Source organism: Sphingomonas panacis (assembly GCF_001717955.1).
GTDB classification, from domain to species: Bacteria; Pseudomonadota; Alphaproteobacteria; order Sphingomonadales; family Sphingomonadaceae; genus Sphingomonas; species Sphingomonas panacis.
Genome location: NZ_CP014168.1, coordinates 3002629 through 3015797, shown reverse-complemented (window position 1 = coordinate 3015797; position 13169 = coordinate 3002629). Strand labels below are relative to the sequence as shown.

Here is a 13169-nt window from a genome sequence, read left to right as displayed (position 1 = left end):
CCGAGTAGCCTGCGCAGCAGGCGTATCGAGATGAGCAGGTGAACATGCCCCCGGCATGTTCAGGATCATCCGGGGGATGATCCGACCTGCTCATCGTATCGAAGCACACGCCCCGCGCGCAACCTGTGCTTCGATACGAGCTCTCGATACGGGCCTTCGGCCCTACTCAATCTCTACTCAGCACGAACGGGTGAATGGAACGTCACCGGACTTGAGCAACCTTGTTCTCCCGCGCAGGCGGGAGTCCAGAGCCTTAGGAGCCGCAGGACACGGTTCTGCCTGGCTCCGGGTTCCCGCTTTCGCGGGAACACTGGATTGGGATACGGTGCGTCCTGCTACCAGATCCGCACGCGCTGGTCGGGCGCGAGGTACAGTTTCTCGCCCGGCTTGGGCTTGAACGCTGCATACCACGGATCGAGATTGCGGACGACGGCGGCGCGCTGCTCGGAGGGGCTGTGCGGATCGGTGAGCAGCCGCTGGCGCAGGTTCGCCTCGCGGTAGCTGCGCCGCCACACCTGCGCCCAGCCGAGATAGAAGCGCTGATCGGCACTGAACCCGTCGATCACCGGCGGTTCCTTGCCGGCGAGCGAGGCGCGATAGGCGTCGTGCGCGATCGTCAGCCCGGCGAGATCGGCGGTGTTCTCGCCAAGCGTGAGATGGCCGTTGACGTGCATGCCGGGCAGCGGCTCATAGGCGTCATATTCCTTGGCGAGCGCCTCGGTACGCGCATTGAACGCCTTGACGTCGGCGGGCGTCCACCAGCTCGCGAGCTGGCCGTGTTCGTTATATTTCGCGCCCTGATCATCGAAATGGTGGCTGAGTTCGTGGCCGATCACCGCGCCGATGCCGCCATAGTTCACCGCCGGGTCCGCCGCCGGATCGAAGAACGGCGGCTGGAGGATCGCGGCGGGGAAGACGATCTCGACCATCGGCGGGTTGGCGTAGGCGTTGACCTCCATCGGCGTCATCCCCCACTCCCAGCGCTGGAGCGGCTTGCCGAGGTGGCCGACGTTATAGGCGTGGCTCCACTGGTTCGCGCGCCATGCGTTGCCGAACGCATCGCCCGCCGTGATGGTGAGCCCGCTGTAATCCTTCCACTGGCTCGGATAGCCGATCTTGGGGGTGAAGGCGGCGAGCTTGGCGTGGGCGCGGCGCTTGGTCTCGGGCGTCATCCAGTCGAGCTTGTCGATTCGCGTGTCCATCGCGGCGATGATGTTGTGGACGAGCGCGTCGGCCGCCGCCTTGGTCTCGGGCGGGAAATATTTGGCGACGTAGAGCTTGCTGACCTCGTCGTCGATCGCGCCGGTGGTGAACTGGACGGCGCGCTTCCACCGCGCCTCCTGCTCGGGCGTGCCCGACAGGATGGTGCCGTAGAAGGCGAAATGCTCGTCGTCGAACGTCTTCGGCAGCACGTCGGCATAGGCATCGAGCGAGCGGACCAGCAGTTGATCGCGCAGCACGCCGAGCGGCGCGGCGGCGATCAGCCGGGCGATGCCGGTGACGGCGCTCGGCTGCGCGACGATGACGCTGTCGACGGGCGTACCGAGGCCGGCGAAATAGCCGGCGAAATCGAAGCCGGGCGCGGACTTGGCGAGCGCGGCGACGGTGAGCTTGTTGTAGGTCTTGTCGGCGTCGCGGCTGTCGGTGCGGGTCCAGCTTATCGTGGCGACCTGGGTTTCATAATCGACGATCGCCTTGGCGCGGGCCTCCGCATTGGGTTCGCCGGCGAGCGTCAGCACCTTGGCGATGTGAGTCTGGTACGCGGCCTTGGCTTCGGCGAGCTTGGCGTCCTTGCTCAGATAATAATCGCGGTCGGGCAGGCCGAGGCCGGATTGCTGGAGGCCGAGCGCATAGACTTCGGGGTTCTTGTCGTCCTGATTGACGCCGGCCGCGAACGGGCCGTCGATGCCGGCGCGCGCGGCTTCGGCGACCAGCGCCGCATAGCCGGCACGGGTGTTAAGCGCCTTGATCTTGCCGAGCCACGGCTGGATCGGCGCGAGGCCCTTGGCGTCGATCGCGGGGCGATCGAGGAAGGTGGCGTAGGCGGTGCCGATCTTCGAGCCCGGGTCTTTGGCGGCGGCTTCGAGGATGCCGCGCGTGCGCGCTTCGGACAGGTCGGAGAGCAGGTTGAACGAACCGTAATTGGACTTGTCCGGCGGGATCGGCGTGGTCTTGGCCCAGGTGCCGTTGCTGTATCGGTAGAAATTGTCGCCGGGCGCGACCGAACGGTCCATGCCCGCCTCGTCGAAGCCGAAGGTGCCGAACTGCGGCTTGGCGGTGGCAGGTGCCTGGGTCGGCGTGGCGGTCTGGCTGGCGAGCGGGCTGATCGCGACGCCGGCGAGGATCGTGGCGGACAACAGCATGGCGAGGGAGGAGGATCTAAGCATTACGCACCCCGAAAAGTTTGGATGCGGTGTTCTACGCGAATGTTACAGCGCGGGTCCAGCCCGGCGCAACGCCCGCGCGCGCCACTTGCGCACGATCCACCAGCGCCAGCCGAGCGCGCTCGCCGCGAAACCCGTCACCGCGAACGTCGCCGTGAGGGTGAGCAGGCCGACGACCAGCGACGGGCCAGCCTGCGAGACGAGCCAGTGAAGCCAGGTCTCGCCGACGTGGACGGTCGCGCCCTCGTAGCGGAGCAGGCGGCTGCCGATCCAATAGGCCGCGACCCACAGCGGCGGCGTCGTCAGCGGGTTGGTGATGAAGGTGGTCAGCGCCGCGGTCGGGATGTTGGCGCGCAAGGGGAGCGCGAGCAACGCCGACAGCGGCACCTGCGCGACCGGGAACAGGATGCCCGTCACCATGCCGAGCGCGACGCCACGCGGCACCGATCGGCGCGTGAACCGCCACAACGCTGGCTCCAGCACACGATGCGCGACCGGGCGGAGCAGGCGATTGCGCTCGAGGCTCTCGCGGGTCGGCAGGTTGCGGTGTGCCCAGGCGGCGGCCTTCGCGAACATCGTCAGCCGCGATCGCGCATCAGGCGGCCCTGTTCACGCTTCCAGTCACGCTCCTTGGTGGCCTCGCGCTTGTCGTGATCCTTCTTGCCCTTGGCGAGCGCGAGTTCGACCTTCGCGCGGCCCTTCGAGTTGAAGTAGATCATCAGCGGGACGAGCGTCATGCCCTGCCGCGCGACGGCGCCGTGCATCTTGTTGATCTCGCGTTCGTGGAGCAGCAGTTTGCGTGGGCGCTTGGGCTCGTGGTTGAAGCGGTTGCCGTGGCTGAACTCGGGGACGTTCGAGTTGATCAGCCAGACCTGATTATCCTTCACCTCGGCATAGCTCTCCGCGATCGAGCCGGTGCCAGACCGCAGCGACTTCACCTCGGTGCCGGTCAGCGCGATGCCGGCCTCGTACACCGTCTCGATGGAATAGTCGTACCGCGCGCGCCGGTTCTCGGCGACGATCTTGGTCTTTTCGAAAGCGGGGGGTTTGGGACGGGCCATAAGAGACGGGCATGTAAGGTGCGGTTCGGGGTATGGGAAGGCCGGAGTTGTGGGCGATCCACCCGCTCCCCGATTGAAGGCGACCGTTCGGCAAGGCATAATGAAATGGTGACGATCACCCCCGCCGTCCTCAGCCAGCTACCGCTTTCGGCGATCGAGACTGTCGTCTTCTACAAACGCGACGAGATCACGACGGACCTGATATGCTGCGACGTTGAAGTGGCACGTCGCGTCTGGACGTTCCATGAGGAGGCCACGGGTTGGGCGGGCTTGATCGCGCACCTGTCGGCCTTGCCGGGTTTTCGTGACGACTGGTATGAAGCGGTCGTCAAACCTCCCTTCGCGACCAGCGAGACCGTGGCGTTCAAGCGGCAATGATCGCCCCACTAGCGGACATCAAGGCCCTGGCTATTCGCGCTGCGATCTATGTGTGAGCCTCCACATCCGGCTGGCTCTCCACGAAGTCGTCGTATATTCAACACACGCAACTTCGCGAGTGCACTTCACCGTTTTCCTAACGAGATTACGAAGGGCCAACACTTTCGCGCACGAAGAATGACGATCAAATATAAGTACCATATTTGAAGGGTTCGCGCGGACGAATTCAATGTACTTATTTAGATTTTCATCGCTAACTGGTGACCAGTTCCAAAAGACGGTTAAATTTTTAAGGCTAATCGCGTTAGTCGAAGCCTCATTCAGATATTCTGCGCCAACTCTCTGCCATCCGGCAGGCGCTCCCCCGCAGCGAGCCGAGCCATAGACATCTGCGCTGGCGTGGGCGGCGTTGGCATGGAAACCAGCTAGCGCGATCAAAGCAGCAGCACAGGCACTTCGAACATTTTTGAAGGCGGTGACCATCGCGAAATGTATCACACAACGGCAGCTTGCCACCACCTCCACACGTTCCGCGTTACGCCACCGCAGCCATCGCCGCATCGACGGCCGCGCGGGCGGTTTCGCTCGGCCAGGTCATCGGCAGGCGGAGCGCGGTCGGGAAGCCTGGGATGACCTTCGACACCGCATATTTGACCGGGCCGGGCGAGGCATCGGTGAACATCGCCAGGTGCAGCGCGAACAGCCGGTCGTGCAGGCCGAGCGCGGCGGTGTAATCCTCGTCGTCGGTGGCGGCCTGAAACTCGGCGCACAGGCGCGGGGCGACGTTGGCGGTGACCGAGATGCACCCTACCCCACCCATCGCGTTGAAGGCGAGCGCGGTTTCGTCGTTGCCCGAGAGTTGCACGAAAGCGGGGCCGCACGCAGCGCGCTGCTGCGAGACGCGGGCGAGCGCGCCGGTCGCGTCCTTGACGCCGACGATGCTCTCAGGAAACGCCTCGGCGAGCCGGCCCATCGTCTCGGGCAGGATATCCGTGACGGTGCGGCCGGGCACGTTGTAGAGCAGCACCGGCAGGTCGCATGCCTCGACGATCGCGGCGAAGTGGCGGAAGATGCCCTCCTGGCTCGGACGGTTGTAATAGGGCGGGACCATCAGCGCGCAATCGGCGCCGGCATCCTTCGCCGCCTTGATATTGCGGATCGCGACGCGCGTATCGTTGCTGCCCGCGCCGGCGATCACCGGCACGCGGCCGCGCGCCTGATCGACGCAGGTCTTCACGACGCGGAAATGCTCCTCGAAATCCATCGTCGCGGATTCGCCGGTGGTGCCGCACGGCACCAGACCGGCCGAGCCTTCCACGATCTGCCATTCGACGAAATCGCGGAACGCGCTTTCGTCGAAGCTGCCGTCTTCGGCGAAGGGGGTGACGAGAGCGGGGATCGAGCCTGTGAACATCGCGCCGCCCTACAAGCGCCGGCGGCGAAACGAAAGCCCGTTCGTCCTGGTGACGGTGCCGAGATGCGCACGCTCGCGCATCTTCAAAAAACCTTACGCGGTGAAGCGCTTGGTGAAGCCCTTGGGCGCGCGCTCGGTATCGACGCGGGCCTCGACATTGTCGATCCGCGCCTTCTCCGGTCCCTCGCGAACCGCCTCGACCATGCCGTCGACCGCCTCTTCCTCACCGGCGACGAGCAGTTCGACCCGGCCGTCGCGGAGATTGCGCACCCACCCCGACACGCCGAAATCCCGCGCGCGGCGCACCGCCCAATCGCGCAAACCGATGTTCTGAACCTTGCCACTCACGAAAACGCGCTGAACGACTTGCATTGCGACCTGACTTCCCTTGCACATGGCCCGCACACCGCACGAGCCGCAGGCGACGCCTAGCACGCGCGGCCGACAAGACCATAGAGTGTGTAGCGACTTGTCGCAAAGCGGGGTGCGCCGGTCGCTTGGGTGGCGCTGACGTGTTCGAGCGATGCCTATGGCCGCAGCATGGATCGGCGGAAAATGCGTATGCGTCACAGATACGGAATAGCGGAAATGGTGGTGAGCGGACATTAGCGAGGCCCGGTTTCCCAGCCGATAAATGCAACTTTTACCCGGTTTATTTCGACCCAACGCATCAGGCACGCGCTCTGTGGTCCAGGCATCGGCATGCTATCAGCGCTTTTCCTCCCAAACGCGAAGGTGCCTTCGGCGGTAACCGACCAAGCAATGCTTTCCGGCACGATGCCACATCGAATTAGCGCGGATCTGGCCTCGGCAGCAGTAGTTTCATGGCGCGGAAGCATCACGCGAATGAGATCGCATCCACCGAGGAACAGGGCGACGGCGCCTATGACAAATGTGCGGCTTTTCATTTCGCGAGATTAGCCCAGCGCCCAACGTCTGCAACTGGCGACATCTGCCGGAATAGCAGATCTCCGGCACATGGATTGGCGAATTAGCCGATGGATAGATACCTACGCATATGCAGATGCCTTATACCGAAAATAATGGCAAACTGTTGAGCCTCGTCGAGAACCATGGTATTTTGCGCCTTATGCTTGCGATATTATTCCTTTTTGCCGCTATGGCATCGCCACAGGACATGGTCTCCGCTGATCCTGTTCCTGGCATGTTGCCCAATGGCGTGGGGACCGATGAAGTGGCCATCTCGTCTATTACCGATGCCGCCGTGCAAAGGTGCGTGCAGTTTTTTGAGCGAGAACTGGCTCCCCAGGCAGGAATGCGCATTGAGCGGCGTGCCATGACATCGAGTCCGAACCTCGGACAAATCTGGCGCGCAGATGCGGTGAGTGTGAGCAAACCTATTCGGGCTTCAAGATTTTTCTGTACGAACGCTAGTAAATCAATCGAGCCGCTTGATACGGCAGGCACGGAGTAAGCCAGGCGCCCGCCGCCGTTCGCGCTCATATGGTGGACTGCGGAACGGCTGCTTGTGATGAGGCGGGCGGAGGGTTAGCGGACACGGAACGCGGCGATCAGCACGCAGGCAAAAATGCCGACAAGCGTTATCGCCAGCCACAGCCGCCACGTTCCACGATCGGGGCCGCCAATGGCAATGAGATACTCGAAAATGGCATCGACCAACACGGGGCCTCCGAACGTCCGCTCTTAGGGCTATCGATTAGAAGCAGTTCGACGGCAAGTGGGCGACCCCGGACGGGCTGCTTTTCTGCCCGATAGCCGCCCGGTGGTTTTCGGGCGATGCAATAGGCGCGAAGGCGTCGGAACGGCTTCAGATGGTGGCAAGCCGCCATTGGCGGCGAGCATCCCGCCCGTTATGCTCCAAAGCCCTATCGGAGCGCTGTCGGGCCGGTCACCTCAGTCAAGAAGACCGATTACCAAGCCTGATAGTGCACAAGCGCCTGCCGAAAAAAGCAAGAGGATTCTAAACTCACATTTGTGAAGCTCACCGACTACCCGGTCCATGATCCACTCTCCGCCTGGTTCGCTCTAAGGGCGATCACTCAGTTTCTTGAGGATGATCCTGAATCAGTTAGCGGTCAATGCCTTTCATCTGTCTCAGCAGAGATGTTGCGGGGGCGTATCAAGACCCCTGCTTCAAGCGCAGCCATGAGCTGACATCGCTTAGGCCTGATAATGGGCGGGAGCCGACGGGCCGCTTTAATCCAGCGTCGATCGCCAGCGGGAACGGGGAAAAGTGGTGGAAGGCGGACGAGAAGCGGATTAGCTTGCCGCCAATGCGCAACGCAAAGCGAACAGAAGTTGGAGTGATTTCGGTAGACGGCGAGGACTTCGCGTGGCGGCTGCATCGTGAGCCGCAGTGGTGCACCACCGACGGGTGGCGCGGAATGGTCCTCGCTGTTCGTCATGTGGACGGACAACGCGAGGCATTCGTGGAATGGCCGATGCCAAAGGTCGCGAGCAACAGCGTACCATATCGTAAACGACCGAAGATCGATGCTCCATTGCTCAATCAGGCCGTGAGTGCCGCCATCCAGGCCGGCTGGGAGCCGCTTTCGCGCGGCAGGCCGCTTAGCATACTGGTAGTATAGGTCCGGAGATGGTGGATTGCCGAGAGGCAGCTTTTAATCTCACATCGAGGATAGCTGTCGTTTGAAAGGCATCTGAATGAAGTTGCTCCTTGCGATGATCCTCGTGTTACCATCAATCGACGCCGAATGTGCGGCATCGTTGAAGCTGCGGGGTGTAGGGCAAACGGCGGCCCGCCAAGTACGACCCTACGCCGATTGCTTAAATTCAAGGCTCGGAACGCTGGAACAACTCCGAGCGGCATGCAGCACACCACGGGCGCAAGCCGTGGCTTATCGCGGCTCCAGAACGGGCAACTCCAAGGTCGTCCGCGCCGTCCGATGGCTCGACGCGATGGCGCGCGAGCGAACGCTTTGCGAAACCCACCTCGAAGTAATTGGCTGACGGTTTGCAACATCCGCTAGTGGGATAGGTATCACGCCCGGCAATGTCCGACTTTGGGCGGGCGCTGCCGATCGTGCCGAGGTCGGCGCCGCAAGGAAACGGGCGGTTCCTCGAGGTTAGGCGATGGCAGTCCGGGGAGCCTGAAACCGCCAGAAAACCCGCCGTGAAAATCAGTGCCATTTTGCCGTATGCGAGTGGTTTTTTCTGGGACGCAGTCCGCATCCCGCACGGCTTGGCGAACATCTCGCGTCCGTCGCATCGAAGTGGTTTGCGTCCTTACGAACGCGTGTCGGTCGAGCGTCAGCGCCTCATGTCATCCGAGCCGGAGATGGCCTCCATCGCAGCTCCGGTGTCTCATCATCGCGAACAGCCACATGTACGCGGCGTCGCGCGGCGCAGCGTTTCCGCCGGACGATCGAGACTATTTGCCGCCCTTCTCGAAAGCCTCCATCGCCATGCGATCCTCGTCGGAGACAAGCTCGCAGGCCAGCAGCGTCTTGTCTTTCATCGCCGCGCCTTCCCGAGCGACAATGGAGATCAAGCCGAGCCCCTTCATGGCCTGCTGCGCATCCGGCAGCAGGCGCGCGAAACCTTTGGTCGAAGTGCCCATCACATGGCTTTTCTCGGGCGCCAGCCGATATTGCGCTGCCAGACTGTCGGCGACGTTGCCATCGATCAGCACGCCGATCGCCGAACCCGCGAAGACGACCTCCCGGGTCGTAAAGCCGTCCCGGCTGATGGGGGTTGGCAGATGATAAATCGCCGCACCTAAGGAGGACGTGTCGGGCTTGCCGAGTTTTTCGGCTGCTTCGTAGAGCGCGGTCGCCTCGGCTACTGAATAGGGCGGCTCGCAAACCGCGGCCGCGAAGAAATCCGGCGCCGGCCGGTCGGCTGCGAGCAAAGGCGCCAATGGCGGAACGAGGAGAGAAGCGAGCGCTATGCCGAAGCGAATTGCATATCTTGCCATCGCTTCGCCCTAGGCGATCGATATCCACCCCTCAAGCATCCCGACCCATCGACAAATGGCGATAGCGGCCACTCGTTTGCGGCAGAGTTCCCATGTCATGGTGACGTCAGGATTGATGACGACATCTCCTGCGGGGCGGAGCCGACTCGGGCCGGGTCCGGCGGGGCAGAATGCTCTTAGATCCCCCGCCTAATCGGAACCAACGACACCCCTAACCGCCGGCTCCGGATACGAAATCGCGATCACCTCATATTCGCGCTCGCCCGCCGGCAGCACGACGCGGCGCACATCCCCGACCGCCGCGCCGCGTAAGGCGCGGGCGAGCGGGGCGTTCCAGCCGATCCGCCCTGCCCCGGCATCGGTTTCGTCGTCGCCGACCAGAGTCAGCACACGCTCGGCGTCGTCCTCGTCGGCGATGGTGGCGGTCGCGCCGAACCAGATGCGGGTGCGGTCGGCCTGCGCTGACGGATCGACGATCTTGGCGGCTTTCATTCGCCTTGCGAGGAAGCCAAGCCGCCGGTCGATCTCGCGCAGGCGCTTGCGGCCGTAGATATAGTCGCCGTTCTCGGATCGGTCGCCATTGCCCGCCGCCCAGGAAATGACATCGACCAGTTTCGGGCGCTCATCGCCCAGCAAGGCGTCATATTCCGCGCGCAGCACCGCATAGCCGGCGGGGGTGATGTAATTGGGTCGATCGGTCATCCCGCGATGCGATACCGCAGGATCATGCCGGGTCAACGCGCTGTCGCGCGCGCTTACGGGCTGTACGGGCAAGAATTCCCCTTCGCGCGAGAACAGTCCGGGCGATTGGGGCCGCTCGCGCGCTTCCCCGCGGCGCGGCGGCGCTCGGCTTCCTGCTGGCGGCGTCGGTTGATCGACGCCTGCATCGCCCGAAACATGGCATGATCGACGGCTTTGGCGGGGGCGGGTGGCGCAGCGGCGGGCTTTTGCGCGCCAGCTTCGCCGGTCATCGCCAAGACAAAACTTACGAAAAGTCCCAATTTGGATACAGTGCTCATAGTCATGGCGTGCGCGATCCCCATTTGGAACAAGTCAGGCCGGCGCAATACCAATTAGAGACGCGACGACCCGCCGCGGGGAAGACACTTCTCCTCCCGCGATCTCCCAACAGAAAATTTTTTGCTTATTTACAGATATTCAGCCGTTTAGGCTGCATGTTCATTACTTGAGCGTAACGTGCAGTCAACAGCAGGGTATACGATATTCGTATTTCATTGGCCGTTTCGCGGCGGATATCGCCACAGGTGCGATAAGCCGCGTCGTCAATCAGCCCGGCCGGCCCTTGCCGAGATACCAGCTTATCCGGTTCGCGCCGCGCGAGCGGGCATGCTGGGGATTCATGAGATCGTAGACCACCGCGTTTTCGAGTACGCGCTGGACGTAGTTGCGCGTCTCGTAGATCGGGATCGCTTCGATCCAGTCGACGATATCGACGCTGCCGGTGCGCGGATCGCCGTTGGCGCGGAGCCATTTGTTCACGTTGCCCGGCCCGGCGTTATAGGCCGCGACGGCGAGCGGATAGCTGCCGAACTGATTGTAGATCCGCGCGAAATAGGCCGAGCCGACCATGATGTTGTAATCGGTATCGGTGGTGAGATTGTTCGCGTCATAGCCGACGCCGAGCTTGGTGGCAGTTTCCCGCGCGGTACCGGGCATCAACTGCATCAGCCCGCGCGCGCCGGCATGGCTGATCGCGGCGCGATCGAACTGGCTTTCCTGCCGCGCGATGGCATGGACCATCACCCAATCGTCGTTGGCGCTGGCGGGGACGCGCACGGTCGGGAAGCCGACCGTCGAATAATCGCTAAGGCCGTTCTGGAGAGCGCTGCGGCCGACCATCACGCCGAGATCGGGGCGGCCGAGCGTGCGCGAGAGTTCGGTGGCGAGGACGTGATCGCTGTCGGTCTTGGCGTCGTTGGCGATCTGGCGGACGAAGGCGCTCTGGTCCTGCCAATTGCCGGCGGTGCCGAGATATTGCGCGGCGCGCACCGTCTCGCGGGCGTAGAAGGCCGCGCGCACGGCGGGATCGACGGGGCGCATCACCGGCGCGCCGGGCGCGGCGAGCACACGGCCGAGCCGTTCGGTGGCGAGCTGGCCGTAGAACATGTCGGGGAAGCCGGCGGCCTGGTTGTAATAGCCGGTGGCGAGGTCGCGCTGTCCGGCGGCTTCGGCGGCACGGCCCGCCCAGTAATAGCCCTTCGATTGCGTGGTCGGCGATTTGGAGGCGTGAGCGTAGCGCGCGAACAGGGTGCTTGCGTCGGCGGCGCGGCCGAGGTTCTTGAGCGCGGTCTGCCCGGCGAGCCAGACGAGGCTCGTGTAATCGTCGCGCTCGCCGTAAGGCTGGCCGCTGACATCGGTGCCGGCGGGATAGGCGTCATCGACCTGCCGGGCGATGTCATAGGCGGTGGCATATTGCGCATCCGCCGCCGCGCCGCGCGCATTGGTGAGCAGCGCCTCGTACCACGCCTCGACATTGGCGGGGCGGGTGGCGAGCGCGGGGCGGCGGGCGAGCAGCTCGCGCGCGCCGAAGCCGCCGTTGTTGCGAAGCCACGTCGCGCGATCGGCGAGCCAGCCCGGATCGGCCATGCCCCAGCTCTGCGTCGAAGCGGCTTGCGTGGACGCGTCGGGCGCGTTGGTGCGGAACGCGAGCCGTGCCGCGAACACCGGCCGCCGCGCGGCGCTGGTGAGCGCGAGCTGGCGTTGCGCCGCCGAAGTCGCGCCCTGCCACAGCAGCATGTCCATGCGCGTATCTTGATCGGCCTGGCTCAGCGCGCCCGAAAAGCCGGTGATGACCTTCGCTTCATCAGCGACGGCGAGAGTGCCCGACACCCAGGCGCTGCGCGCGGCGAGATTGGCTTCGTCGCGGTAGCCCGATGCGGCGAGCGCCTCGGCGAAGCGGACCTTGCCGGTGCCGGTGAGCGGCGGGAAACGACGGAAGAATGCGACCGTCGTGGTCGGCGAGACCGGCGTGGTGCCGTCGATCGCGCGCTCGGCGGCGCGGCGCAGCGTCATCTCGGCGGGCCAGCCGGGGTGCGCGATCAGGAAATTGGCGTAGCTTTCGAACGGATAGCCGCTGGTCTGCTGGAGCGACTTCCACTGCGCGATGGCGGCGGAGAGCGCGGCACCCCGGGCGGGGTCTTGCTGGGTGAGCGCCTGCGTGGCGCGTCCCCAGCCGAGCTGATCCTGCGCGACGCCGGCAACGGCGAACGCGCCGGACGCACCGGCCGCCAGCAATACGAATTTCACCACGCCTGGAACCATGCCGATACTATAAAGAAGCGGCGTTAAGTTGTCTCGTATCAAAAGCGAAAATGCGGTGGGCGGTTGGTCTGGCCTGGAATGGCGCGACCGGATTGGTGTCGCGCGGCGGTCGTGATACGATGCGGATCATGACGGCGCAGGATGTCATCACCGTTCCTCAGAAGGCGAAGCTTCGCGTCGCCGATTTCCTGCTGCTCGCGGACGCGGGGGCGTTTCAGGATTATGCGCGCACCGAGCTGATCGAAGGGGAAATCTGGGTCGTGAACGCGATTCATACGCGGCATGCGCGCGCGCATTCGACGCTGACCGTCGAATTGGGGGTTGCGCTGAAGGCGATCGGGTCGCCGCTGTTCCTCTACACCGCACCCTCGACCGAACTGTCGGACGATTCCATGCCTGAGCCGGACATCGCCATTGCCGACCCCAACGATGCGCGGACCTTGCAGGGCGGTTCGGTGAGGATCGCGATCGAGATTTCGGATTCGACGCTCGACATCGACATGGGCCGCAAGGCGCGGCTGTATGCGCGCTACGGTGTGCCCGAATATTGGGTGGTTGATGTCGAGGGGCGCGTCGTCCATCAGATGTGGCGCCCGGAGGGCGACGCCTATGCCGAGCGTCGCGACATCGCGTTCGGTGGACGGATCAGCGCCGCGACGGTGACGGACCTAAGCGTCGACTCCGCGGCGTTATGCTACGGCAACTGACATGCCCTGCCGAAGCTGATACGA

Annotated in this window: 14 protein-coding genes; 4 read left to right on the top strand and 10 right to left on the bottom strand. The window is 63.9% G+C overall.

What is annotated here, in order from left to right:
• Positions 1-335: 335 nt before the first annotated feature.
• The 3 genes from J0A91_RS13855 to smpB are packed head-to-tail and all read right to left on the bottom strand — an operon-like array spanning position 336 to position 3445.
• Positions 336-2387, bottom strand: coding sequence for a M13 family metallopeptidase (locus tag J0A91_RS13855; RefSeq protein ID WP_069205406.1), 2052 nt, complete (start codon positions 2385-2387; stop codon positions 336-338).
• 42 nt (positions 2388-2429) lie between these two features.
• The gene (locus J0A91_RS13850) at positions 2430-2960 is read right to left on the bottom strand and encodes a DUF2062 domain-containing protein (RefSeq protein WP_069205405.1); all 531 of its coding nucleotides are present in this window, start codon (positions 2958-2960) and stop codon (positions 2430-2432) included.
• 2 nt (positions 2961-2962) lie between these two features.
• On the bottom strand, positions 2963-3445 hold the full coding sequence (smpB, locus tag J0A91_RS13845; protein ID WP_069205404.1) for an SsrA-binding protein SmpB: 483 nt from the start codon (positions 3443-3445) through the stop codon (positions 2963-2965).
• Between the two features lie 105 nt (positions 3446-3550).
• On the opposite strand from smpB, the gene J0A91_RS13840 reads away from it, so the two are divergent.
• On the top strand, positions 3551-3823 hold the full coding sequence (locus J0A91_RS13840) for a hypothetical protein (protein ID WP_240502013.1): 273 nt from the start codon (positions 3551-3553) through the stop codon (positions 3821-3823).
• A 535-nt stretch (positions 3824-4358) separates the two neighbouring features.
• On the opposite strand, the gene dapA is transcribed toward J0A91_RS13840, so the two are convergent.
• From dapA to J0A91_RS13825, 3 genes are all read right to left on the bottom strand, one after another.
• The gene (dapA, locus tag J0A91_RS13835) at positions 4359-5237 is read right to left on the bottom strand and encodes a 4-hydroxy-tetrahydrodipicolinate synthase (RefSeq protein WP_069205403.1); all 879 of its coding nucleotides are present in this window, start codon (positions 5235-5237) and stop codon (positions 4359-4361) included.
• Between the two features lie 93 nt (positions 5238-5330).
• Positions 5331-5585: an acylphosphatase gene (locus tag J0A91_RS13830; RefSeq protein ID WP_338056872.1), complete on the bottom strand. Its 255-nt coding sequence runs from the start codon at positions 5583-5585 to the stop codon at positions 5331-5333.
• A gap of 257 nt (positions 5586-5842) precedes the next feature.
• Entirely contained in the window at positions 5843-6145 is a 303-nt protein-coding gene (locus J0A91_RS13825; protein ID WP_169833144.1) for a hypothetical protein, read from the bottom strand.
• Between the two features lie 116 nt (positions 6146-6261).
• Here J0A91_RS13825 and J0A91_RS13820 point away from each other — a divergent pair, with 116 nt between their 5' ends.
• The gene (locus J0A91_RS13820; RefSeq protein WP_150126918.1) at positions 6262-6672 is read left to right on the top strand and encodes a hypothetical protein; all 411 of its coding nucleotides are present in this window, start codon (positions 6262-6264) and stop codon (positions 6670-6672) included.
• Positions 6673-6746: 74 nt separating this feature from the next.
• Here J0A91_RS13820 and J0A91_RS25065 read toward each other — a convergent pair whose 3' ends face one another.
• The 3 genes from J0A91_RS25065 to greB all read right to left on the bottom strand — a co-directional run bounded on the left by J0A91_RS25065 (position 6747) and on the right by greB (position 9858).
• Positions 6747-6881 carry a hypothetical protein gene (locus J0A91_RS25065; RefSeq protein WP_276204573.1) on the bottom strand — a complete coding sequence of 45 codons (135 nt, stop codon included), beginning with the start codon at positions 6879-6881 and terminating at the stop codon, positions 6747-6749.
• 1729 nt (positions 6882-8610) lie between these two features.
• On the bottom strand, positions 8611-9156 hold the full coding sequence (locus J0A91_RS13815; RefSeq protein WP_069205400.1) for a hypothetical protein: 546 nt from the start codon (positions 9154-9156) through the stop codon (positions 8611-8613).
• Between the two features lie 189 nt (positions 9157-9345).
• Positions 9346-9858 carry a transcription elongation factor GreB gene (gene greB / locus J0A91_RS13810; RefSeq protein ID WP_069205399.1) on the bottom strand — a complete coding sequence of 171 codons (513 nt, stop codon included), beginning with the start codon at positions 9856-9858 and terminating at the stop codon, positions 9346-9348.
• A 200-nt stretch (positions 9859-10058) separates the two neighbouring features.
• Between greB and J0A91_RS13805 the strand changes: the two genes are divergently transcribed.
• Positions 10059-10346, top strand: coding sequence for a hypothetical protein (locus J0A91_RS13805; RefSeq protein ID WP_150126917.1), 288 nt, complete (start codon positions 10059-10061; stop codon positions 10344-10346).
• A gap of 97 nt (positions 10347-10443) precedes the next feature.
• Here the strand turns inward: J0A91_RS13805 and J0A91_RS13800 are convergent, their stop codons facing one another.
• A complete protein-coding gene (locus J0A91_RS13800) occupies positions 10444-12438 on the bottom strand; it encodes a lytic transglycosylase domain-containing protein (protein ID WP_069205397.1) in 1995 nt (664 codons plus the stop codon).
• Positions 12439-12488: 50 nt separating this feature from the next.
• On the opposite strand from J0A91_RS13800, the gene J0A91_RS13795 reads away from it, so the two are divergent.
• Positions 12489-13145: a Uma2 family endonuclease gene (locus tag J0A91_RS13795; RefSeq protein WP_083224677.1), complete on the top strand. Its 657-nt coding sequence runs from the start codon at positions 12489-12491 to the stop codon at positions 13143-13145.
• The last annotated feature ends 24 nt before the right edge of the window (positions 13146-13169 follow it).